The 23739-nt window shown below is 67.9% G+C and carries 20 protein-coding genes; 11 read left to right on the top strand and 9 right to left on the bottom strand.

Features of this window, described 5'->3' with window-relative positions; all coding sequences use genetic code 11:
• Positions 1-132: 132 nt before the first annotated feature.
• The gene (locus ACIHIX_RS34540; RefSeq protein WP_399963207.1) at positions 133-804 is read right to left on the bottom strand and encodes an alpha/beta hydrolase; all 672 of its coding nucleotides are present in this window, start codon (positions 802-804) and stop codon (positions 133-135) included.
• 169 nt (positions 805-973) lie between these two features.
• Entirely contained in the window at positions 974-2038 is a 1065-nt protein-coding gene (locus ACIHIX_RS34535; RefSeq protein ID WP_399963205.1) for an alpha/beta hydrolase, read from the bottom strand.
• Positions 2039-2893: 855 nt separating this feature from the next.
• On the opposite strand from ACIHIX_RS34535, the gene ACIHIX_RS34530 reads away from it, so the two are divergent.
• Both ACIHIX_RS34530 and ACIHIX_RS34525 read left to right on the top strand, forming a co-directional pair.
• Positions 2894-3157: a hypothetical protein gene (locus ACIHIX_RS34530; protein ID WP_399963203.1), complete on the top strand. Its 264-nt coding sequence runs from the start codon at positions 2894-2896 to the stop codon at positions 3155-3157.
• Positions 3154-4833: a hypothetical protein gene (locus ACIHIX_RS34525; protein ID WP_399963201.1), complete on the top strand. Its 1680-nt coding sequence runs from the start codon at positions 3154-3156 to the stop codon at positions 4831-4833. Before ACIHIX_RS34530 ends, ACIHIX_RS34525 begins: the two co-directional genes overlap by 4 nt.
• 78 nt (positions 4834-4911) lie before the next feature.
• On the opposite strand, the gene ACIHIX_RS34520 is transcribed toward ACIHIX_RS34525, so the two are convergent.
• From ACIHIX_RS34520 to ACIHIX_RS34495, 6 genes are all read right to left on the bottom strand, one after another.
• Entirely contained in the window at positions 4912-6447 is a 1536-nt protein-coding gene (locus tag ACIHIX_RS34520) for a sensor histidine kinase (protein ID WP_399963199.1), read from the bottom strand.
• Complete coding sequence (locus ACIHIX_RS34515; RefSeq protein ID WP_399963196.1) at positions 6444-7187, bottom strand: response regulator transcription factor; 744 nt, start codon at positions 7185-7187, stop codon at positions 6444-6446. Before ACIHIX_RS34515 ends, ACIHIX_RS34520 begins: the two co-directional genes overlap by 4 nt.
• Positions 7188-7215: 28 nt before the next feature.
• Entirely contained in the window at positions 7216-9447 is a 2232-nt protein-coding gene (locus ACIHIX_RS34510; protein WP_399963194.1) for an ArnT family glycosyltransferase, read from the bottom strand.
• Positions 9448-9529: 82 nt separating this feature from the next.
• Positions 9530-10813 (bottom strand): glycosyltransferase, encoded by a 1284-nt coding sequence (locus ACIHIX_RS34505; RefSeq protein WP_399963192.1) that lies wholly within the window; start codon positions 10811-10813, stop codon positions 9530-9532.
• Positions 10814-11290: 477 nt separating this feature from the next.
• Positions 11291-11563 (bottom strand): hypothetical protein, encoded by a 273-nt coding sequence (locus ACIHIX_RS34500; RefSeq protein WP_399963190.1) that lies wholly within the window; start codon positions 11561-11563, stop codon positions 11291-11293.
• A gap of 261 nt (positions 11564-11824) precedes the next feature.
• Complete coding sequence (locus ACIHIX_RS34495; protein WP_399963188.1) at positions 11825-13264, bottom strand: carotenoid oxygenase family protein; 1440 nt, start codon at positions 13262-13264, stop codon at positions 11825-11827.
• Between the two features lie 254 nt (positions 13265-13518).
• Here ACIHIX_RS34495 and ACIHIX_RS34490 point away from each other — a divergent pair, with 254 nt between their 5' ends.
• The 9 genes from ACIHIX_RS34490 (at position 13519) to ACIHIX_RS34450 (ending at position 22910) form a co-directional block, all read left to right on the top strand.
• Positions 13519-14751, top strand: a complete 1233-nt coding sequence (locus ACIHIX_RS34490; protein WP_399963186.1) for an aromatic ring-hydroxylating dioxygenase subunit alpha — start codon at positions 13519-13521, stop codon at positions 14749-14751.
• Positions 14751-15104, top strand: coding sequence for a hypothetical protein (locus ACIHIX_RS34485; protein ID WP_329343595.1), 354 nt, complete (start codon positions 14751-14753; stop codon positions 15102-15104). Before ACIHIX_RS34490 ends, ACIHIX_RS34485 begins: the two co-directional genes overlap by 1 nt.
• Positions 15105-15145: 41 nt before the next feature.
• Positions 15146-16495 (top strand): Rieske 2Fe-2S domain-containing protein, encoded by a 1350-nt coding sequence (locus ACIHIX_RS34480; RefSeq protein ID WP_399963184.1) that lies wholly within the window; start codon positions 15146-15148, stop codon positions 16493-16495.
• Positions 16492-17727 carry a M24 family metallopeptidase gene (locus tag ACIHIX_RS34475; protein WP_399963182.1) on the top strand — a complete coding sequence of 412 codons (1236 nt, stop codon included), beginning with the start codon at positions 16492-16494 and terminating at the stop codon, positions 17725-17727. Before ACIHIX_RS34480 ends, ACIHIX_RS34475 begins: the two co-directional genes overlap by 4 nt.
• Before the next feature lie 120 nt (positions 17728-17847).
• Entirely contained in the window at positions 17848-19239 is a 1392-nt protein-coding gene (locus tag ACIHIX_RS34470) for an aldehyde dehydrogenase family protein (RefSeq protein ID WP_399963446.1), read from the top strand.
• A gap of 259 nt (positions 19240-19498) precedes the next feature.
• Complete coding sequence (locus ACIHIX_RS34465) at positions 19499-19966, top strand: DUF6069 family protein (RefSeq protein WP_399963180.1); 468 nt, start codon at positions 19499-19501, stop codon at positions 19964-19966.
• A gap of 555 nt (positions 19967-20521) precedes the next feature.
• A complete protein-coding gene (locus tag ACIHIX_RS34460) occupies positions 20522-21394 on the top strand; it encodes a hypothetical protein (protein ID WP_399963178.1) in 873 nt (290 codons plus the stop codon).
• 365 nt (positions 21395-21759) lie between these two features.
• Positions 21760-22587 carry an IclR family transcriptional regulator gene (locus ACIHIX_RS34455; protein WP_399963176.1) on the top strand — a complete coding sequence of 276 codons (828 nt, stop codon included), beginning with the start codon at positions 21760-21762 and terminating at the stop codon, positions 22585-22587.
• Positions 22588-22709: 122 nt separating this feature from the next.
• On the top strand, positions 22710-22910 hold the full coding sequence (locus ACIHIX_RS34450; RefSeq protein WP_399963174.1) for a hypothetical protein: 201 nt from the start codon (positions 22710-22712) through the stop codon (positions 22908-22910).
• Between the two features lie 254 nt (positions 22911-23164).
• Here ACIHIX_RS34450 and ACIHIX_RS34445 read toward each other — a convergent pair whose 3' ends face one another.
• Entirely contained in the window at positions 23165-23623 is a 459-nt protein-coding gene (locus ACIHIX_RS34445; protein ID WP_399963172.1) for a hypothetical protein, read from the bottom strand.
• Positions 23624-23739 lie beyond the last annotated feature (116 nt).

The raw sequence follows: 23739 nt of genomic DNA, 5'->3' as shown, positions 1-23739 counted from the left end.
GAACGGAGTTGGCCTCTAGTGGGAGGCCGAGCCGCCGGACAGCCGGGGACGTTCGTGTGGCCACAACTGCGGGGAAGTCCCTACGTCGGCAATCGCCCCCACCACTGCGTTCGTTATGCCACCACGCTGCTTTCAGCGGCGGCCGCGACCGTCAGGCGCACCTCCTACGATCAGTTCCGCGAGTTCTGCCGGACGCGTCAGGAACGGCGCGTGGTCCGTGGGCCACTCGATGACCTCGGATGCGTTCGCTGCCATCTTGCGCTGCGACACCGGCGGCAGAGCCTGGTCGTTCGTGCACACGAGGTAGGTGCTCGGAATCGAGCGCCACGCAGCTTCGGCGTCCGACACGCTGGGGCCCTCCAGCGGCATGGGGCGCAGGCGCGCGACCCAGGCGGTGGCCGCCTGCGCGTCGGCGTCGCCGTAAAACACGGCGGCGGCCGCCTGGGGATCCACCCTCAGCTCCAGTCCGTCGATGAGGAGTGACGCGCTGAGGAGGCTGCTTGTCGCCGGCACGTCCTCATCGCGCGGATCGCCGAGAAACGCCGCGACATAGACGAGCCGGGTCACAGGAAGGCCGGTCGCAGCCTGGGTGATCACCCGCCCGCCGTAGGAGTGCCCGACGACGATCGCGTCGCCTCCCGCAGCCTGGATCGCTGAGCGAGCTGCGGCAACATCCTCGGCAAAGCCGGTCAGTGGCAGTTCGACGGCTGTCGCCTCGACACCGCGATGCTGCAACTCGGCGACGACGCCGTCCCAGCACCAAGCTCCGTGCCAAGCTCCATGGATCAGTACGACCTTTGTCACTGTGCAACTCGTTCCATCTAGGGCCGGCGAGGCCATCTGTCACAACTCAGCCGACAAGCTGACTTGGAGCCCCGCTCCGCGCCCTCATGAAGAAGGGCAATTACTCGCAACACTGCGGGCAACCGCTAACAGGGGTTATGGACGTACGGCCAGGCCGATGTCCAGCACGTCACCTGCCCGCAGACGACAGCTGGTGGCGGTCGATCCATTCGAACATCAACTCAAGCACCTGGGGCATCTTGGAAGCGGCGCAGTGTCCGGTGTCTGGAAGCAAGTGGACTTCCGTGTCCCGGCGGCCGACGAAGACAAGGGTGTCCTGCTGTGGAACATGGACATCACCGGCACCATTGATGACCAGCATCGGCACGTTCGTGTTCAGGTTGAGCAGCGGGCGCAGGTCGAACGGCGGCCAGATCCGGGCCAGTTGCGCATCATTCGGTTCATGGTCGAACCCCAACGCATTGCCGACGCTGCCTTCCATGCCATACGCGAAGGTCCGATCCCGGGCGAATGCCGCTTCGATGGGACCGCCGATGACGATCGCCGCGTCGACATCCCCCGCCAGGCCCGAGCAGGCCGAGAAGTGACCGCCCATCGATATGCCCAGATGCAGGACGCGCCCATTGCCCAGCGCCCGTGCCTCGATGGCCAGGGCGCGCACCAGGTCAGCGCCGTCCTCCGAGTCCATGGGGCCAGCGCATTCACCCGTGCCCGGTATGTCGAAGGCCAGCACGCCCATACCGGTTCGCAGGGCGACCGCCTCGAAGAGCCCGTGCAGATCCATTTTCCAGGTGTCCACTCCGCCGCTGGCGAGCAGGACGGGGGCGTTGCCTGACCAGCCCGGCGGAGTGAGAAAGTGCGCGGGTACAGCGGTGACCCCCTCGCCGCAGGGCACTTGGACGGCCCGGCGCTGAAACCCGACCTTGAAACCGGGAGCGGCAAGCAGGTATTGCTTGAGCTGCCGCTCCAGCGCCGTGCGCTTGGCGTCGTCGGCCAGCGTGGGAAACTTCGCCCATCCGTAGGCCAGTGCCGCAAGCTGATGCTCACCAAGCTCCGCATATCCGGCGGCCAGTCGCGACCACTCGTACACCCAGCCGCCCGGCTCGTCGAGCCACATGTCAGTGACCGTCGATCGGACGATGTCGACGTCCGCGGAAGGCAAACCGTTGTTCACCATCTGCCAGTACCGCTCGACGAACAGGTCCTCGGGGGCGACCTTCCACCGGTAAGGCATGCGGAAACCTACTTCCCAAACAGCGCTGATACAGGACTTTTGCTTTGGATATTGCAGGGAGCACGCCCCTGGCCCTGTTGGGACAACGACATCAAGCCTGCTGAACCGTCGGCCGTCGGCGACCGAGACACACGGGTGAGGGGTGAGCTCCTGACGGAGAAGCACGTATGCGCCTGACCGGGCGCGGCCTGCTTCCCCCGCCTCGGCGAAAGCGGACCGCCTCCGCGACACCCGGCGTCAGCAGGAAGTGCCTCCGCTCGGCCCATGCCGAAGAGGTCATCGTCACCGCGGACACGGGAGCGGAAGGGGTCAGCACGGTGAGGCAAGCAGGAACCCGAGGTTGCAGCTCGGACGAAAGCTGCCGCTCTGTCACACAGGTCCTCCTCACCCCGACCAAAGGCTGGTTCCACACATCCGACCGGCTCACCGGTCCTCGACAGGAGTGCTCAGCTCTCAGCGCTGGCGATACAACCACTCCACGCCACCGACACTATTGTCCCGCTTGACAGAACTCAAGTTTCACATCAGAGGACATTGACGAACGCTTCCGGTATCGTCTGCGCCTGCGTCGACACCTCGCCGGCGGCTCTCCGCCGCGGTTTGCCGCTGCCCCGGCCGCTCGACGACGACAGCCCTCCCCCACGTCCGGGCCGCCAGGCGCTGCCGCCCGTTATCCAAGCGCTGCCCTGCGGCTCGGGGTCGGCTCCCAGAGCGGCCGCCGACCGACCCACACCCGACCAGCACGTGAAGGTAGCGATGCGACTCTCACCTCAGCCACCAAAGCACCACAGGTTCCCCGATCACGCCGCCCAGTCGCCGCTGTCCCAAGCGCGTCGAAGGGCAGTGCACCTGGACTTGGCCTACCTCGTACCCAACGCCCTGTGCTTCGGCACCGCGATCACCCTGATCGCGCTCCCTGGCGATCTGCTCGCCACGCGACTGTTCAGCACCGACATGTCTGCGGGCCTGTCGCTGTATCTGCTCCAGACAGTGGCCCTGCTGGCAACGGCCCGCCGCTTCGACCATCGCAGTGCACGCCTGCTGGACCCGCTGCAGCACGCACCGGCCGAGGCGAACGCAACCGCCGTGCCCGTCCAGCAGATCGGAGGGTTCAGATGAATCACAGCAGCACCTTCCTCGCGGCGGCGGCCGATGATCCCTATGCCTTGGTCCTCAGCTCCTTCATGCTCTTCATGGTCCTCGCCCTCTTCGGCTCGGTCTTCGCGGGCCTGCGCGGAGACTCTCCGTCGGAGTTCTACATCGGTGACCGGCAGGGTTCGGCATTGAAGAACGGCCTGGCCTTGGCGGGATGCTATGTCTCGACATCTTTGCTGCTCAGCGTGACCGGTGTGGTGGCAACCGTCGGCTTCGACGGCATCACCGCCGCGACCAGCGTGCTTCTGTCGATGGGTGTCCTCCTTCTGCTGGCACGCCCTCTGCAGCTCAGCGGCTCCCTCACCCTCGGCGACCTCTTCTCGCTCCGGGCGCCGGGCACCGCGCCTCGGGTGGCCGCCGCGGTGGTCACCCTCGCGGTCACCGCTCCGTACCTCGTGGCTCAGCTCATGGCCGCCGGAAACGTCACCGCGGCATTCCTCGGGTTTTCCGGCATCGGGGTGCAGCAGATGTGCACCGTGCTCATCGGAGGCCTGGTGGTCACCTGCGGCATGCTCAGCGGCGCCAAGGGGCTCACCGTCATACAGGTGATCGCCGCTGCCGTCACGCTCGCGGCCATGATCTTCGCGTCCTTGGCCGTGCTCCGCCTTTTCCACGGAGATGTCGGCTCCCTGCTCACCGCCGCGGACGCGCACAGCATCCGTCCCGGCCGGTATCTGAGTACCGGTGGCCTCATCAACGTCGGACCGACACCACGTCTGGACATTGCCGCGGGCCAGGTCATGACCGTCCTGGGCGGCGTCTGCATGCCTCACGTCCTCAGCCGCGTCTCTGCGGCAAGGGACACCGCCACAGCACGCCGCTCCGTCCGGTACGCGACCGGTGTCGTCGCGCTCGTGTGCGTCACCGTGGTCATTCTGGGCATGGGGGCATCGGCCCGAGTCGGTGCTGACACCATTCTCTCCGGGCAGTCCAATGCGGACGACTCCCTGATGCTCGTGGCCAGCAGTCTGGACGACCGGCTGGGAAGTAGCATGAGCCGTCTGCTTTTCACGGCGCTCGCCTGCGCGATCTTTCTCAGCGTGCTCGCCGTCGTGGGCGCCACCACGCTGGCAGCGGCCGCCGCCCTGGCCCGGGACACGTACCACCATCTCGTTCAGCGCAGGCAGTCCGACCCCACGCGTGAACTGATGGTGGCGCGCATAGCCGTCCTGCTCTTCGGCGTCCTCGGCATCCTGCTCGCCGTACTGGCGCAGGGACGCTCAACCGCTTTCCTGGCTCAGCTCGCCATGGCAGTGGCCGCATCGACCGTGGCCCCCGTTCTGCTCTACACGTTCTACTGGGACCGCTTCAACCGAACGGGCCTGCTGTGGGCCGTGTACGGCGGAATCATCCTGAGTGGCGGCCTTGCCGTGTTCTCGCCCTCCGCCTCAGGCAGCTCTCAGGCCTTCTTGCCGAACGCCGACTTCGCCTGGTTCGACCACAGCACCCCGGTTCTGGTCTCCGTCCCGGCCGCCTTCCTGCTGGGATGGGCGGGCAGCCTCGTGGGGCACCGTCGAGCCCACAGACACCAGGCAGAGGACGCATCTGTCACCAGCGCTGTCCTGCTCGTCGGGCGGACGGCCGCCACAGCGGTAGCAACTGGACGCACGGCTGGGCGGCGACCCGAGCGAAGTGACTGAGCAGGGCCTGTGTACATCAGGGTCCCCCTCTTCGCCACCCACCGGCGGGCCGGCGCACAGTGGCAGGACCGGCGGCGATCAGCCGGAGACACCGCTTGATCGCCCGTCCGTACGCCCCACGGGGAGGACAAGGCGGAAGATACATCCCCTGCCCGGCGCGGTGTCGAGTTCGAGGCGGCCACCGTGGCCTTCCGCGACCGCGGCGGCAATGGAGAGGCCCAGGCCACTACCACCGTGGGTGCGGGAGCGGGAAGGGTCAGCACGGTAGAAGCGCTCGAAGACGTGCTTGGCGTCCTGGGCCGTGAGCCCGGGCCCTTCGTCCGCCACTTCCACCACGCCGGCAGGCGTACCGTCCGGCAGGGGCGGTGACGCGCCAACGACCCCCGGGCGGTCGGATCCGCAGGTGTCCACGCCCACCCGGGTCTCACCCACCCTGACGTGGACCGCAGTGCCGGCCGGGGTGTGGACACGGGCGTTGGACAGCAGATTGTCGACGATCTGTCTCAGCCGATGGGGGTCGCCGACGGCCTCGACCACATCCAGTTCGCCGTTGCCCGCCGGGTCCGACAGGGGGCCCAGATCGACCGGATGGCTCGCCCCGTGCAGGGCGGCGGTCCGCACGGCGTCCGCCGCCAGGGAGAGCAGGTCCACCGGGTTTTTGTCGTACGACGGTTCCCTGTCCAACTGGGCGAGAAGTTGGAGGTCGTCGACGAGGAGGCCCATCCGCTCCGCGTTCTGGGCGATCAACTGGTGGGTCTCGGTCTGCTCATGGGCCGACAGGCGCTCCCGGAGGAGTGCGAGCTGTGCGTAGCCCTGGATGGCGGTGAGTGGAGTGCGCAGTTCGTGGCCGGCGTCGGCGACGAAACGTCGCATGCGCGCCTCGGATGTCTCCCGTTCACGAAGCGCCAACTGCAGCCTCTCCAGCATGGAGTTCAGCACCCGGCCGAGCCGGCCGATCTCGGTGCGCCCATCGATGTCGGGGAGTCGCAGATCCAGTTGCCCCGCTCCGATGCGCTCGGCGGTGTGCTCCATACGAGTCAGCGGGAGCAGGCCCAGCCGTACCACCCAGCGGCCCAGCGCGAGCAGGGCGGCGACGGTGAGCACCAGCAACACCGCGTTCAGCCAGAGAATCTTGGACGTGGTGGCGTCGACGGTGTCCAGCGGCAGAGCCACCACGGCGTGCATGTCCTGCGGACCGGAACTCAGCAGAACTCTCCACCGGCTGTCGCCGCTGACGGATGCCACCGTCCCTGGACGGCCGACGTGCAGACCGAGCTGCGCCACCGAATCCCCGATCCGTGGACCTGGCTTGCCGTCGGCACCGAGCGACACGGCCATCCGCCGACCGGAGCCGTCGTAGAAGTAGACACGGAAGTCCGAGGGCAGGACGTCGCGACGGTCCCCGGGGTTGTTGTCCTTGAGAGCCTCGAAGTAAGCCGGTCCGGGTGGGTGGAAGTCGGCCAGTTGCTGGTCGACCCGGTCCAACAGCCATGAACGCAGCACCACGAACCCGATGAGCTGGGAGACGGCGACGGCGACCGTCGCCAGCAGCGCCGCCGCCAGGATCAGGCGCCGCCGCAGGGACCCGGGGATTCGGGGCAGCAGCCGGCTCACGGCTCCGCCGTCCCATCCGGCTCGCGCGGCAGCCGCAGGCAGTAGCCGATGCCGCGCACCGTGTGGATGAGTGGCGGCCCGAGGCGGTCGACCTTCTTGCGCACGTACCTCACGTACGTCTCGACGATCCGGGCATCTCCGGCGAAGTCGTAGCTCCACACCTGATCGAGGATCTGAGCCTTGGTCAGGACCCGGCCCGGGTTGGCCAGCAGATAGGCGAGCAGCTTGAACTCGGTCGGCGACAACGGAACGTAGTGCCCGGCGCGGTGCACCTCGTGAGCGCCCTCGTCGAGCTCAAGGTCGGCGTAACGCAGCACGGTCTCCGCAATGAGCGGTTCCGAACCCTGGACGACCGTGCGGCGCAGGATGGCCTCGATGCGGAGCAGCACTTCGTCGATGTGGAACGGCTTCGTCACATAGTCGTCGCCGCCGGAGCTCAGTCCCGTGATGCGATCGTCGACGTCGATGCGGGCGGTGAGGAACAGCACGGGTACGTCGTTCCCGGCCGCCCGCAATCGTTGGGTGACCTCGAAGCCGTCCAGGTCGGGGAGCATCACGTCGAGCAGCACAAGGTGCGGCTCCCGTCGCTGGATCTCGACGAGGGCGGACTGGCCGTTCTCCGCGGCGCTCACCTCGTATCCGGTGAGCCGGAGGGTGGACTCCAACAGGGTGCGGATGCTGGGTTCGTCCTCGACCACGAGGAGCCTGTATCGCGCCCTGTCGGCGGGCTGCTCTGTCATCGTGCTGTGCGGTCCGTTCTGTTGCCGTTCACCGAGCGGCGCAGTCGTAGAGCACCGAGGCACCGAAGAGCACCGCACTGCCCGTCTCCTGGTGAGACGTCTTGCTGCCTCCGTACGCCGACGCCGAGACCTGGGTGCAGTTCTTGGAGATCCACTCCGAGCGGCCAGTGGCGTTCCCCTGCGACATGCCGGGCCTCGTCATCGCTCCACCGCCGGCGTTGTCCGATCCAACGATGTAGCGCAGCTCACCGTTCCCGGTCCATTTCTTCAGCTGGGCGACCGAGGGCGCGTCGTCGGAGCCCATGAAGCCGCCCATGCCGATCACCGTCTCGTCACTGTTCAGGATGAACGCGCTGGTGGCGTTGGCGCCGCCTGACACAGCGAGCTTGATCCGGGCCTCCGGTGAGTGCTTCACGGCGTAGTTGAGCATCTTGCGCTGGTCGGAGGTGAGTGCCGAGCCGCTGGAACCACCGAATCCGCCGGACATCGCGCCGGATCCGCCGGGGAAAGCGGGAAGACCGCCAGAAGCCGAGCCTGAGCCATCGGACACACCGGGCATGCCGCTGGGGAGGCCGCTCGGCATACCACCCTGGTCACCACCGGGCATCCCCGACGGCATCCCCCCGGACGGCTGCCCGTTCTGCTGCCCCGAGTCGGAACCCCCGCCCGGGAAACCCTCCATACCCGAGGGCATCCCGGAAGGCATTCCCGACGACCCCTGATTCCCAGACGAGCCCTGCCCAGGTATGCCGGACAATCCGAAGGCCGACAGCGAACTCCTCGGTCCCGCTGTCGGGTTGGCGCCGCCCATGAGATTCGACGAACCCGACGAAGCCGGCACGCTCGCCGCCCACGCCCCAGGTGCCACGAGCATGGACACCAACGCGGCAGCCACCCCGGCCAGAAGCAGGTTGCCACCGCGCCGGGACAGAAGGAGTGCGATCGCCCCGCAGCCGATCAGCAGCACGGGCCAGATCAGCCACCCGTTCCAGTCCGGCGTACGGCGGACGAGAACCATCGCCCAGCCGACCGTCACCACCACGGCCGCCGCGCCGGCCCAGACAGCCCACGCCATACCGGCCCGGTGAACACGGATCAGGGTGGCCAGCATCCCACCGCTCAGGGCGGCGATCGCCGGGGCCAACTGGGTGGTGTAGTACGGGTGGAAGATGCCCTTCTGCGTGGAGAACACGGCCACGCACACGATCAGCCAGCTCCCCCACAGCAGCCAACCCGAGGCGGGCAGCACGCCGGACTGGTCCAGTCGCCCGCGGCGGTACAGGACTGTGCACACCACTGCGAGCGCCAAGGCTACGGCGCAGGTCGGCAGCAGCCAGCTAATCTGCCCGCCGACCTGGGTGTTGAACATGCGGCCGAGACCCGCCTCGCCGCCGAATCCCCCACCCATGCCAGCCATGGCCTGCGACGAGCCGTCGCTGGAGCCGAAGACCCGGCCGAGTCCGTTGTAGCCGACCACCAGGTCCCAGGCCGAGCCGTCTTTGCTGCCGCCGATGTAGGGCCGGTCCCCCGGCCAGAGCGCCACCATCGCGACCCACCACAGTGAGGACACCGCCAGTACGGCACCCGCAGTCAGCAACCTCCACACCCGTGCGACCCATGCTCCGCCTCCGCCCACGAGCCAGGCGAGGGTGAACGCAGGCACGACCATCCAGGCCGCGAGCATCTTGGTGAGGAAGCCGCACCCGATCAGGAACCCGCTCGCGCACAGCCACCAGGTCGCCGCCCGGCCCTCTGCCTGCAGGGCGCGGGTGAGCGCGTACGCCGCCGACACCAGCAGCAGGACGAGCAGCGTGTCGGGGTTGTTGTCCCGGTTGATGGCCACGGTGATGGGGGTGAGGGTCATCACCAGGGCGGCGAGCAGTGCGGCCTGCTCCCCTGCCCAGCGGCGCACGGTGCGGTGCAGCACGAACACGCCGGCCACGCCCTCGATCACCTGCGGAAGGATCAGCGCCCACCCGTGCAGCCCGAAGATCTTGCTGCTGATGACCTGGGGCCACAGCGCGGCTGGTGGCTTGTCGACAGTGACGACCCCGGCCGGGTCGTAGGAGCCGAAGAGGAAGTAGGCCCAGCTCTTCCCCATCGACTTCACGGCCGCGGAGTAGTAGCTGTTGCCCCAGCCCAACGAACCGAGAGCCCAGCCGTACAGCACGGCTGCGACGAGCAGGATCGCGCCGAGAGCGGCCGGCGCCGCCCAGGCGGGCAGGGAGCGAGGAGGAGTTTCCGAGGGACCGTCAGACACTGGCGTGACGGACAGGGTCCGGTGGGACTCGTTCATGGAAAGGAATCAGCTCTCGTCAGAAGTCTCGATGGCGCAGCTTGGGTCAGGCGGTGGTCTTGCGGCGGAAGACAGCGAGCCGCAGGACGGCGAAGCGGACGGCGGTGACCGCGACGGACGCGGCGGCCAGGACGGCGGTCTCGGCGGCCGCCGAGGCCCCGGGGTCGGTGTGCTTGAACCACAGCACCGCTCCGGAGGTGACCAGGTAGCCGAGCACGAACAGGGTGCCCGCGCCCAGATGGGCCCGCGCGGGCCGGGTTGCGGCCTGCCGGAAGGTGAGACGGCGGTTCGCCTCGGTGTTCAGCACCGTCAGGATCAGCAGCGACACCAGGTTGGCGGCAGCGGGCTGCCACCAGCCGCGCAGCAACCAGTACAGCAGCGCCTGCCCGATGGTGGAGGTGATGCCGATCGCGATGAAGCAGCCGATCTCCCACGACAGCACGCCCCGCCCCGTGGGCGGTGCGAGGACGGCGTCCGGATGCTCGGCGGCCGGTGCGGGGCGGCGGGGCAGTTCGACGCGGGCGGCGCCGGACGCCTTCAGCCGCGCCATCCGCCACAGCCCCTTGAGGTCATCGGTAGCCGTGCTCACCACGTCGACCCTGGTGTCGACGTCCTCCACCCAGTCGACCGGCACCTCGTGGACACGCAACCCGTTGTGCTCGGCGAGCAGCAGCAGTTCGGTGTCGAAGAACCAGGCGTCGTCCCGGGTCACCTTCAGCAGAGGGCTCAGCACCTCCGTACGGGCGGCCTTGAATCCGCACTGGGCGTCGGTGAAGCGGACACCGTGGGTGAGCCGGATGATTCCGTTGTAGCAGCGGGAGACGAACTCGCGGCGCGGCCCGCGCACGGTACGCGCACCCGGCGCCAGCCGACTGCCGATCGCGATGTCGGAGTGCCCCGTGGCGAGTGGGGCGACGAGCGGCAGCAGTCCGTCGAGACCGGTGGACAGGTCCACGTCCATGTAGGCCACGATGTCCGCGTCGCTGCGCCCCCACACGCTGCGCAGGGCGAGGCCCCGGCCTTTGCGTTCCAGGTGCACGGCGTCGACGCCGGGCAGTTCCTCCGCGAGGCGGCGGGCGACGGTGAGCGTGCCGTCCGTGCTGGCGTTGTCGGCGACGGTGATGCGCCAGGGGAACGGAAAGCCCTCGGTCAGCCGTGCGTGCAGGGTACGCAGGCAGCCGGGCAGGGCGCGTTCCTCGTTGTGGACGGGTACGACGATCTCCACGCTCGCCGTCCCGGAGCCGGCATGGGCGGGCCCGCCAGGGGGTTGGAAGGCGACGGTCCGGCAGGGGCTGTGTGTGAAAGCCGTGCTGTGGGGGGTGGGTGACATGGCTTCCTCAGGCGAGACGGGACATGGGGGGGCGGCTGCATGGGGCTGATCGCGAGCAGAGCCCGACTCTCACCCACTCCACTGGGAGACCCGGGAGAGGAAGGCGAGAACTGACAGAGAGTCAGGTAGCGGTGGCCAGAACACAGCGCTACGGCAGGCATGCGCAGCTCCGTCCGGCGCTGCCTCTACCCCCTTGCCGCCCCACTGGATCCGCAGCGGCCCACGGCACGGTGCCCGACCGCCAGTGGCTGAATTGTGCTGCTGATCATCGATCTGGAGATGTCGCGCCAGGCCGGAGGGGCAACTGGAGGCGCTGCGGACCCCGGACCACCCCAGTCCCCGTCTTGTCACGAATCCGACACTGCCGCCGTCCGCCTCTCGGCCAACTCCCACGGATCTCAGTGCTCGCGCGTGGAATCGACTGACGGCCACCGCTAAGGACCGTGCGGTGGCCGCCAATCGGACTGCTGTATGCCGCTACGCGGCCGCCCGGCGGCCGCTGAATGGCGTTTTGGGGAAGAGTCCGGCCTTGGCGTGGCCGGAGATCTCGTCTCCGTCGACCTTGGCGGTGAACGTGACTTTCACGGCCACCGGCTTGGTCGCGTCGACCTTCCACGTCGCCACGTCGCCGTTGACAGTGCCGTCCTGGATCTCAGCGGTCTCGCCCATGGACGACTGTGTGCCGGTCAACGTTTGACCGTCAGACCGCAGTTCCAGCTCCAGCACCTGGGTTCCCATCGGGGTCTTCATGGTTATGTCCCAGTTTCCGTTGACGCTCAATGTCCGGCAGCCTTTCTCTATCTTCACTGGATGACGCGAACGATGGTTCGCATATGAGCACTCAGATTCACGGCTTGCCGTGGCTGGTGTTTGTTGGTGAACGACAACCAGCCCGCCACTTCACCCCGCCGAACCTTCAGACAGTCCTGTGGGCGAGTCGCTGGGCCGAATCGGGGACGCGCTGGTCGGCGGGGAGCCGTGGCTCCCCGCCGACCAGGGATCACCGATGCCTCAGGCGCCGCGCACCGCGGCGTCGAGCTCGGCCGCGTCGGACCAGCTGCCGTGGAAGCCCAGGGGGACCCGGTGGTTGAGCTTGATCCGGGCGATGGGCGTGCCGGTGAAGTCCTGGGCTTCCTGGACGATGACCTCGCTGCGGTCAGTGGTCGGGTCCCACCAGACCGACAGCAGCCAGCCGTCGTCCTCGGCCTGGGCGCCGGGGCGGGGCACGAAGACGGGCTCGCCCGGGGAGGTCAGGACGCCGTCGAGTGTCTGGATCGACGTCTCGCCCGTGCGGTAATCGTGCTTGGCCAGGCCGTCGGTGAACCAGTCGCCGGCTCCGCGTGTCGTTGTGTAGTAGCCGTACTGGTGGGACAGCCCGGCCCGCTGGTCGTTGATCCGGGGGAACTCGCCCTGGATATCGGTGACCTCGATGTCCCTGCTCTTCCCCGTGGCGAGGTCGAGTTCCCAGCGCCAGGGGGTGGTGATGATCTCCTTGAACCACCAGTTCCAGTCCCCGCCGGGCGGCGGTGACTCCAGGTCCTTCAGAGTGGGACCGAACTGGCCGACGCGATGCCCGTCGACGATGATCTTCGTGCCGTCCTGGTAGGCGTTGAGGAAGTGTGACGTGGAGAAGGCGTCGGAGGCTTCAACCGTCACCACCTCGCCTGTCCTGCGGTGCAGGACGACCCAGCGACATGTGTCCAGCTTCTCCGGCTCCCAGACCGTCGAGGGCTGACCGTTGAAGATGCGCTCGAAGCGTGCCGTCGCCGGGCTGACCAGCCAGACCGCGTAATCGGTGGTGACCGCGTAGTCGTGAGTGAGGGCGGGGAACCCCAGGTCGACCGAGTGACGGTCGAGGATGTTCCCGTCGCGGTCGGCTCGGTACCACGTGACCGCGCCGTCCATGTTGCCGAAGGTGAGGAAGTCGCCGTTCGTCGGATCGACCTTGTGGTGCGCGGTCAGGGGACCGACGAGTCCGCCGCGGAAGTTGTACTGCTCGCTGACCGTCTCCAGGGTGTCCGGTCGCAACTCGCGCGGCGGGTAGCCCTCGCAGAAGGCCAGCAGACGGCTGCCGTACAGCTGCACATGCGTGTTGGCGGGGTTGTTCGGGAACTTGCCGGGCGGCAGGGGGGTGTCCCTGCCGTTCATGAAACCGCCGTAGATCGCCCGGCCCAGCTCCATCTCTTCCTTCAGGCCCGCGGTCTGCACGTAGCGGTTGCGGTAGGTCGCCCGGCCGTCACGCAGGAAGACGGCGTGGACCATGCCGTCACCGTCGAACCAGTGGTACTTGCTCGGATTCTGCGGGCGGTAGAGCGGGCTGGGGCCGACCCGGAACAGGGCGCCGCTCAGCCCTTCGGGGAGCCGGCCCTCGATCTCCAGGTCGAAGGCCTCGCCCTCCTCGCGCCAGGGTGCGTACGGCCCGTTGAGAAAGGTGTTGCTGGGGTCCCACATGGAGGCTCCTCCTTGTCATGCACCTGAGCATGTCCTGATAGTCGGGACTTAAATCCGTAAACTTAGGACACTAAAGGGACCGTATAACCGCACCACGAAGAGGTCAAGTCGGGCCGGGAGTACACCCCGGAAGGCCAGGTACAGCCCACCCGCCTGCAGGAAAGGGCGTCCCAGGCCACTTCGCTTGCCAGGCGGGCACCCTTTCCCATACGGTCCCATGTGACAGGACTAGCGTCCTAACTTATGGAGTTCATATGTCTGAAGCCGCTGTCAGCCCTGCTCCCCCACGCGCCGACGGGACCCCGTCCCCGCCCAGTCCGTTCGCCGGCCTGCGTGACGTCGTGTCCGTCAAGGACAAATTGACGCAGGAGTACCACGACGCAGTCGTCGAGAAGGTCTTCCGTCCGTCCTGGTTCCTGGTCGGAAACGTCAACGACCTTCCCAAGCCAGGGAGTTACTTCGTCCTGGACGTCCCCACCTTCAACATCTCGGTGCTGGTCCAGCGGGGCCGGGACGGGCAGGTACGCGCGTTCCACAACGTGTGCCGCCACCGCGGCAAGAAGGTGATCCCCACGGACTGCGGTTTCGCCGAAGGGACGTCGTCCGCGCACACCTGCTGGCTCCACGGCTGGTCGTACACCGGCGACGGGAAGCTGCGCTCGGTGCCGGACGAGAAGCAGTTCCGCTCCGTCGACAAGTCCCGCCTAGGGCTGATGCCGATCCGCGCCGAGGTCCGGTACGGCCTCATCTACGCCAACTTCAGCGACAACCCCGAGCCGCTCGACGACTGGCTGGGGGAGCTCGCCGAGGGCTTCGACGGCTACTACAGCGAGATGGAGAAGGTCAGCTGCTGGTCCATCGACGTCCGGGCCAACTGGAACGTCGCCATGGACGCCTTCTCGGAGGGGTACCACACCGTCTTCCTGCATCGGCGCACCCAGCCGAAGCTGGCCGGCAAGAGCAACCCGATGCGGCACAAGCCCGTGGTCGACATGTACGACCGCCACATCCGCTCCAGCAACCCGTCCAATCCCGACTACGTCAGCCCGCCCGTCGAAGGCGCCCTGTACGACCTCGGGTACAAGCAAACGCCGGCGGTCGAGACCGACTTCTCCATGCTGCCGCCGGCGGTGAACCGCACCCGCCACCACCCCTGGTTCTTCGACATCGTGTGGCAGTTCCCCAACGTGGCCATCCTCAACGGCTCGCACTGGTACAGCACCGTCACGGTCTGGCCGATCGACCGCAACCACACGCGCGTCGTCTTCGACGTCTACGGCCGCAAGGCCCGGCACGCCGGCGACCGCCTGGCCCAGGCGTACTCGCGTGCCCTGCAGTACACGGTGTCCCGGGAGGACCTGGCCGCCATGGAAGACGTGCAGAGCGGCCTCGAGTCGGGTGCCATCAGCGACATCTACCTCTCCCTGCAGGAGTTCGCGCTCCAGCACCGCTACGGACTCATCGACGAACTGATCGGAGACAAGTGATGGAGCTCTCCACGGAAGCCGGACTTCCCGAAGGATTTGCCGACCTGGAGCGCTTCCTGGAGCGGTGGCGCCTGCGCGACGCACAGGAGCGGATGGAGGCGATGGCCGCTGCCGACATCGAGGACCTGCGCGAGCTGAGCACCGCGATGCTCCCCCGTATCGAAGCAGTGGTGAACCATCTCAACGCCTTCCCCCTCGACGACATGCCTCCGCGGGAGCAGGCCCTCTTCGAGCTCGCCCTGACCTTCGCCGAGGTCACTCACCCGGTCGACCTCGGATGGGCCACACCAGAGGTCAGCGACCTGTATCCGCTGGACGGGATGAACCTGGTCGGGCCCGCACGCGCCTGGTGATCCACATGAACCATCGACCTCGTACAGAGATGGATCGTTCCATGACCGACCCCTTCGCCAAGCTGACACACGTCGGCCCCGGCAGTCCGACCGGAGAGTTCTTCCGCCAGTTCTGGCTGCCGATAGCCCGGTCCTCCGAGTTCGAGGCCGATGGTGCCCCGATCCGCCTGATGGCGCTGGGCGAGCGCCTCGTCGGCTTCCGCGACAGCGGCGGCCGAATGGGCATCTTCGACCACCGTTGTCCGCACCGCTGCGCGTCCCTGTTCTTCGGCCGCAACGAGAACGGCGGGCTGCGCTGTTCCTACCACGGCTGGATGTTCGACGTGGAGGGCCGCGTCACCGACATTCCGAGCAGTGCGGGAGGACGCGTGCCCACACGTGTGCGCGCCAAGGCCTACTCGGTGCGGGAACGCAACGGCCTCGTCTGGATCTACATGGGGTCGCGCGAGACGCCGCCGCCGCTGCCCGTGATCGGCGTGGTCGCCGACGACGAGGAGCTGGAGATCCAGATGTGGCTGCGCGAGTGCAACTGGCTCCAGGGCATGGAGGGAGACATCGACGCGGCCCATCTCGCGTTCCTCCACCACGGCGGCCATGACCCCGAGGACGTCGGCGAGCACTTCGTCCTCAAGTGGGTCACCAGTGGCAGAGCTGTGGAGACCAAGGTCGTCAACACGGCCGGCGGCACCATGGAGGGCCACCGCAGGCCGGAGAGCTTCGCCCCCGACTACTGGCACTACACCCAGCAGCTGCTGCCGTCCTGGACCATCCCCGGCCAGAACCCCTTCGAGGTCGAAGAGCCCGTCGTGCGCTTCTGGCTGCCGATGGACGACACCCACTCCATGATCTTCCAGCTCAGCCGGCCTCGAGCGCTGGTGGACGGCAGGTCGGCGTTCCACGCCGACGTCGCGGAGCTGCCGGGTGTCAAGGTCCGCATGGCAGACCTGCTCCAGCCCAACAACGACCAGGACTGGTACGGCAGGTGGCGGCTCACTCCCTCCGAGGAGAACAACTACTTCCTCGACCGGGACGCCCAGGCGAAGGGCAACTACACCGGAGTGCAAGGCATCCAGATCCAGGACAAAATGATCACTGAAAGCATGGGACCAGTCGTGGACCGAACCCACGAGCACCTGTCCGCCTCGGACCTGATGGTCAGCCGGACACGGCGGCGCCTCCTGAAAGCCGTCGACAGGTACGCAACAACCGGGGACCTCCCGGCCACCCTGGACGACACCGAGCTCACCCGCGGCCTCATGGCCGGCGGCGGTCATGTCCCCGAGGGCACCGACTGGTTGCAGTACTACCGGGACGTGGCAGAGGCGGCGGGCGCCGATCCGAGGATCCTGGAGAGCGATCTCGTCGAGGCGACCGAGGGGGCAGGGGCATGACCGCGAAACAGTATCCCGTCCTTCCCTTTGCCGCCCGCGAACTGCGCTGGCAGCGCACGCGTGACTTCATGCGGGACAAGGACCTCGACTGTCTGCTCGTCTTCGGGCTCAAGGGCCGCGAACGGTACGAGGGTTACCTCGCCAACGAGGTCCTCGACGGCGTCGTCGTCTTCTTCGCCGAACGCGACCCCGTTCACCTCACCTGGACCCACCACCGCTACACCCGCCGCCTGGCCGCGAACATGCGGGACGTGCGCTTCTGGATCGACGATGTACGCGTCGGTCCATTCGGCCGCGGGGTGGTCCAGGCACTCACCGAAGAGGGACTGACGTCCAGTCGTATCGGTGTGGTCGGCATGACCGGGAGCTCGGCGGGGGAAATGGAGGGCCTCATCACCCACATGATGTGGGACTACGTCCTCAACAACCTGCCCGAGGCCGAATTCGAGGACATGTCCCTCGACTTCGCCCAGACGATGCTGCCCAAGACGCCGCAGGAACTGGAACTGGTCCGCTTCGCCGCCCAGGCGGCCGAGGAAGCCTGCCAGACCATGCTGGAGATGATCCGGCCCGGCGTGCGCGAGGCCGAGATCTACGCGGCAGCCGTGGAGGTCCTCCACCGCAACTCGTGCACCACCACCTACCCCCACGTCATCATGAGTGTCGGCGCGGACGACCCGGGTTGGGCGCCGCCCTACTGGACCTACGCCGGCGGCCCCTCCCGGACGGTCCAGCCCGGCGACCTGGTCCAGGCCGAGATCATGTCGTGCTACGGCGGGTTCGAGACACAGGTCCAGATGTCCGTCGCGGTCGAGCCGGTACCGAAGGTGCTTCACACGCTCCACGACGTCGCCCGTGACTGCTACGACGCCGGCCTTCGGGCCCTGCGTCCGGGAGCGGCCTTCCTCGACCTCGCGCGGGCCATGAGTGAGCCCCTCCTGAAGGCCGGCCATTACAACATGACCCCCCTGGTGCACAGTCTCACTCCCGCGGCCTTCGCGGGGCACATCGCGCTGAACGCCGAACAGATCCCCGGCCAGGACGGCCGCCGTGTCTTCCGTACGGTCGAGCCGATCTCCGACCTGGAGCTCGTTCCCGGCATGGCGTTCGCCTTCGAACCCAACGCCTGTACGGGACAGCACCGCGTCAACATCGGCGGCACCGTCGTCCTGGGCGAGAACGGACCGGACGAGCTCAACACCGTTCCCTGCCGCATGCACGTCGTGTCCTGACGGAACTCCGACCCCGTTCCGACCGCAGTACTCGCTGATCTCACCGCCACGCTCCTCACCTCCCGACGGCAACAGCCGCCCCACACTCCAGGAGACACCGTGTCCGAGCAAAACCAGCCGATGACAGTGGGCGGCAAGGACGTCCACTCTGTCGACACCTTCGGGGTGCACAACCCCGCCACCGGCCGGGTGTTCGCCCAGGCGCCCGACTGCTCACCGGCCCAGCTGGACGACGCGGTGCAAGCCGCCGCCGACGCTTTCCCGCTCTGGCGCGACGACATCGACGCTCGCCGTAGCGCGCTGCTGGCCGCGGCCGCACGCATTGAGGAGAGCGCCGAGGAACTCGCCACCTTGCTCACACTGGAGCAGGGCAAGCCTGTGGCCGATGCCCGTTTCGAGGTCATGGTGACCGCGATGACCCTGCGGGGCACGGCCGCCCTCGACGTGCCCAAGGAGGTGATCCGGGACGACGACGAGGAGCGGATCGAGGTGCTGCACCAGCCCATGGGCGTGGTCGCGGCGATCACCCCGTGGAATGTCCCGCTGATCCAGGCCGCGATGAAATGCGCGCCGGCTCTGCTGGCGGGCAACACGGTGGTACTGAAACCGTCTCCTTTCACGCCGCTGTCCTCGCTCGCACTCGGAGTCGTGCTGCGTGACGTGCTGCCGCCTGGCGTGCTGAACGTCATCAGCGGCCCGGACCCGCTGGGTGCACAGCTCGCCGAACACCCTCTGGTCCGCAAGGTGACGTTCACGGGTTCGGTCGCCACCGGAAAGCACGTGGCGGCGTCGGCTGCGCCCGACCTCAAGCGCATCACCCTGGAGCTGGGCGGCAACGACGCGGGCATCCTCCTCGACGACGTCGACCTCGACGCCATGGCCGACAAGTTGTTCTGGGGCGCGTTCGTCAACTGCGGGCAGATCTGCATGGCGCTGAAACGTCTCTACGTACCACGCGCCCGGTACACCGAGGTGGTCGACGCCCTGGCGGACCGGGCACGGTCGGTCGAAGTGGGTGACGGCATGCTCCCCGGCGTCCAGATGGGCCCGCTCGCCACCGCGCCGCAGTTCGCCAGGGTCCAGGAGCTGGTGTCGGACGCGCTGGCCGGCGGTGCCACCGCGGCCGCCGGAGGCCGACGCCTGGACGGTGACGGCTACTTCTTCGCGCCGACCATCCTGAGGGATCTCGAGGACGGGGTGCGCGTCGTCGACGAGGAACAGTTCGGGCCCGTTCTGCCGGTGATCCCGTACGACGACGTCAAAGAAGCGGTGGCCCGGGCCAACGGTACGCACTTCGGGCTCGACGGCTCGGTGTGGAGCGCGGACCCGGAGCGGGCCGCGACGGTGGCGGCCCGGCTGGAATGCGGGACTTCCTGGGTCAACACGCACGGCATACCGGCACCGGGCGTGCCGATCAGCGGGCACAAGTGGAGTGGCCTCGGCGTGGCCGGCGGACTGGCCGGCCTGCTGTCCTACACCGAGACCAAGGTGCTGCACGTCGTGCGCGGTTGATAAGCACCGGCGTCCGCGTGCGTGCTCGATGAGCAGCCAGCGTCGGTCAATCCCCTCGAAGTGCGGAGCCCTTCCTATGCGGCCAGTCCCACGGTGGGCCCGGCCCAGTACTCGTTCCAGTAGTCGATCCGGCTCTTGAACCCGCACATGCTCTGTAGGTGGCAGGTGGTGTAGACAGCCGCTTCCGAAAACCGCCTGACGCCAGGGCGGAACACAGGGCCTCAAGCGGCCGACCGCCCGTCAGCGAAGGAGTCTTCCCATGTCCACCACGCCTTCCTCCGCCACCCCTGCACCGGCGCCGTCCATACGCTCCGCGCCCAGCCGGGCCGCCGCCGTGGGATGGCTGATCGCGGGAACCGTGGCCGCGATCGTCGCCGCCGCGCTGATCGCCCTGGTCTCCCGGGCGGCCGGAGCCTCCGACGACTTCGAGCCCCTTCAGCCCGGGCCATACGTCACCTTCACTGTCCTGGGTGTCATCGTCGGCGCAGTGGGATGGGAGGTGATCCGCCGGTGGACGGCCCGGCCCCGCACCCTGCTGTCCTGGCTGGTCCCCGCCATCGTGGTCATCTCCTTCATCCCCGACCTGCTGATGCTCGTCAGCGACTACATTCCGCACGCCGATGCCGCCGGGATCATCGGACTGGTGCTCATGCACGTCGCGGTCGCCGCGGTGGCCGTCGCCGCCTACCGCCGCGCCCTGCCCCTGAACGACACGCCCCGAAGCTGACGGCATGATGTCCTGCCTGCCAGGACGTTCACTGGTGGGGCGCGATGGTCTCCGACGGCGCGCTCCGCTCTTGCCATAACCCGCAGGATTCGACGCCGCCGCATCATGGCCGGCGCGCTCCCGGCATTCGGCAGAAAACATCCGCCCGCGAGATCCCCGCAACCGCGGCCCCGGTTCCCTCCCGGGCGCTGGTCCCTTCCTTCCGTTCCCCATCTGGAGGCCGGCATGCCGTCCGACACCGTCACACCCCCTGTTGGCCGCAGTCTGGTTCCACTCGGACTGTTTCTCCTGGCCGCACAGAGTTACCAGCTTGTCGCGTTCCCCAACTTCCTCGATTCCCTGCGGACCGAGCCCGGCTGGCACCTGTCACCGAGCACTGCGGGACTGATCGGGAGCACAGCCTTTCTGGGCGTTCTGGCAGGAGTCCACACCGCAGTGGCGCTGGCCCGGCGCCTCGGACTCCGGCAGGCGACGCTCGCCGCACTCCTGTGGCTCACGCTCTGGTCCGGGGCTTGCGCGCTCGCAACCGCCCCTTGGCAACTGGGACTTCTCAGCATGCTCGCCGGAATCGGCACTGGCGTCGCGTTTCCACTGACCCTGAGTCTCGTCAAGGAGTCCGCCACCAGGATCGGGGCCGCGCGCCAGAACGCCGCCCCCCAAGGCAGGCGCGCCCGCGCGGACGCGGCCACCCGAGCCAGGCGTTCACTCGCCATAGTTCCGCTGGGAATACCCATCGCGGGATTCGTCGCCCAGAACACGGCGGCCGCGCTGCCGGTCGAGAACGCGTGGCGCCTGATCACGGCCATGGGAGCGGGCCTGGGAGTCATCTCCGTTGCCCTGTGCCTGTGGCTACTGCCACGCGGCATCGACGTGTCCGTCCTGGACCCTGGCCAGGACGGGCACCGCGAGCCGGGCCGGCGGGTCATCGTGTGGACGGGCGCCCTCGTGATCGGAGCCAACCTGATCGCCTGGTCAGGCCTCACGGGACTCGCCTCCGTCGACCTGCGCTTCAACGCCGCGCTGAGCGCGGGCGCGATTGTGGCGATCTTCGTCGTGGCGTGTACGGCGATCCATCGGAACGAGAGGTCCACCTCCCGCTCGGGGACCGCCCGGGCCACCATGGCTTTCATCCTGCTCTATCCGCCGGTCACGGTACTGACCGCGGCTGTGGTGCTGAGCCTCCTCGCAGGCCAGCCCCTCTCCTTCGTCATGCCGCTGATCGGTGTGTGGATCGCCGACGGCTACCTTCGGTCGCTGACACTCTGCGCGGCACCGCGCGTGCTCGACAGCCGTCCCCACCCCGCCCTTCAGGAGCACGTCGGCACCATCGCGGACGCCGGGCACATCACCCCGCTGCCATCACCGTTTCACCCGGGCCCGAAATGTGACGGCGAGTTCACGACACCACCCCGCCCGAACCTGCCGTAGTTCGACCTGGCGCTGTTCGAGGCTGCGTTCTGCTTCAGCTGCCACGAAGTCCGCATGCATGGAACCGCCATGCCACCCGCACTGGCCACGCAGTTCTTGGACGCGGGCGCCCCGCAGCCGCACACCCTCCTGGCCCTCTTGCGCGAGGCAGCACCGTAGCCGGTCGGCCCCAGTCGCTCAATAGGTCGCTCATCCGGTCAGAGACGAGAACGTGCTGATAGTCGTACGGTCCTGATCCCGCGTTGTTCGCCAGGACGTGGGCATGCCCGAACACTACAGGTGAACGAAGAAGGCCTAGCCCGTCAACCAGCAATGCCCGCTACCCGAGACGCCGTTGTCCCGCCCGGCAGTCGCATACTGGGCGAGTGACACCTGACGCTACGCACAAGGAAGCCGCCGCGCAGGACGGCGGCGAAGCCGGAATTAAGATCATCGGGCGGGCTGTCGCGGTGCTCCGCGCCCTCGCCGGCGAGCGGGAGGGACTCAGCCTCTCCCAGCTCGCTGAACGCACCGGGCTCCCGCGCTCGACGATTCACCGGCTGGTCTCTGCCCTAGAGGTCGAGGGCGTGCTGGTCGCAGCCTCTGCTACGGGCCGCGTCCGCATCGGTCCCGAATTGGTGCGATTGGCCGAGGCCGGCCGACCGGAGATTCGCGCCCTGCTCCGGCCGACGATGGAGCACCTTGCCCAGACCCTGGAGGAAACCGTCGACCTCGCGGTCCTGGAATCGGGCCGACTGAGAATCACCGATTCGATACAGGGGCAGCACACATTGCGTGCCGTATCGGTGGTGGGAAGCAGCTTGCCGCTGCACTGCACCGCCAACGGCAAAGCCGTCCTCGCGAAGTTGAGCGACGCCGAGATCGCGCGCCTGCTCCCGGCACGACTGACTCGGCTCACCCCCTCCACGATCACGCGACGGGCCGCCCTCGTGGAGGAACTCACGCAGGTTCGGCGAACAGGCATGGCCTTCGATCTGGAGGAGAGCACTCCCGGCGTGTGTGCCGTCGCCATCGCCGCCCAGGACACCTACGGCAGACTGGCGGCGCTCTCCGTGCCGATCCCCGCCATTCGCTTTCATGGCCGCGAGCAAGACATCGTCGCTGCACTCAACACGGCACGGGAGCAGGTCTCGTCGGTGCAGTCCGACACGCTGCCCAAATCCGACACATACGACGCATCGCCTCCCTCATGACTGCGAACAGCGCCTACCGGCCCAGCAGTCACCAGCCGACACAGCGATCCGCGCCTGGGTGAACTCGCAGGCTTCCGCAGCTCGCCGAGGTCGAGCGACCGCACATTCGACGACGCGGGTGCGTGGGCGTCCGGGCAGCCCGGTTGGCCCAGGGCCACGGGTCGGGCGAGCGGCTCGCCGGTGCGGACCGCGTCGGCGGCGGCCCGGTGGACGTACGGCAACAGGGCGGTGCGCAGCCGGGGCGCAGGACGGCCGCGTACTCCTCCTCGCCGAAGTCCCAGGGCAGCCGGGACGTCATGCCGTGGAAACCGCCGATGTCGTGACTCCAGAAGGAAGGAGAGCGAGAGGCCCGCCCGCAGAGTCGAAGTGACGTCCTGCCAGGTCGCGTTGGGGTCGCCGGTTTTTTTGGCGCCGTGCCGCTGGCCGCCAGTCCCATGAGAACCTATTTCTGAACCTCGTATCAGCAGACCAGAGACCGCAGGCCCGAAACGAGAGCTTCATGGAAGGGTTCGTGGAACGGTCGCGGTGACCGTTCCACGAACGCAACGACTGATATGACAGTGACGTCAGCGAGAGCTCAAGCGTCTGCCCGACCGCTGCCATGTGCGGGCACGCGGACATGGTCGTCGGCGCGCAGGAGAGAGTCGGGCAGTACCGACAGCAGGGGCGGCCACCACGTGGGATGCGCTCGGAGCAGATGGCGGAGAGCGGGGCTGTTCTCAACGGTATGGCGGCAGTAGTCCGCCCACGGGCCGGCGCTGCCGCTTTCGGGGATCAACTGGTGCACATGCACTCCGCTGGTCATCACGTCAGCGAGCAGTTCCGCAAGGGTGATGACGGCCTCACGTTGGGGGCCGGCCTCGGGGAGCGGCTCACCGCCGTAGAAGTGCTCCCGCATACCCTCCCGCTCCAGCATGAGGATGTGCACCTCGCGCAGGGACCCAAGTACCGTGTCGTTCGCCGACGCAGCCGCCACGGCATTGCTCACCTTGGCCTGGCCGATGGCCACCTTCGCCTGCCTGGCCAGATAGAGCATCGATCACGCGTTGAGACACAGAACTGATCGGCTCTGATTCGGCCCTGTCGACAGTTTGGTCGGCGAGCTCAGCTGGCTTCGCCGCCCCACTAAAGCGCCACCGAGCTGAAGAGCAC

The sequence above is a fragment of the Streptomyces sp. NPDC051913 genome (assembly GCF_044593635.1).
Classification (GTDB): Bacteria; Actinomycetota; Actinomycetes; order Streptomycetales; family Streptomycetaceae; genus Streptomyces.
The sequence above is the reverse complement of the archived record's forward strand: the minus strand, read 5'-3'. Positions and strand labels throughout refer to the sequence as shown.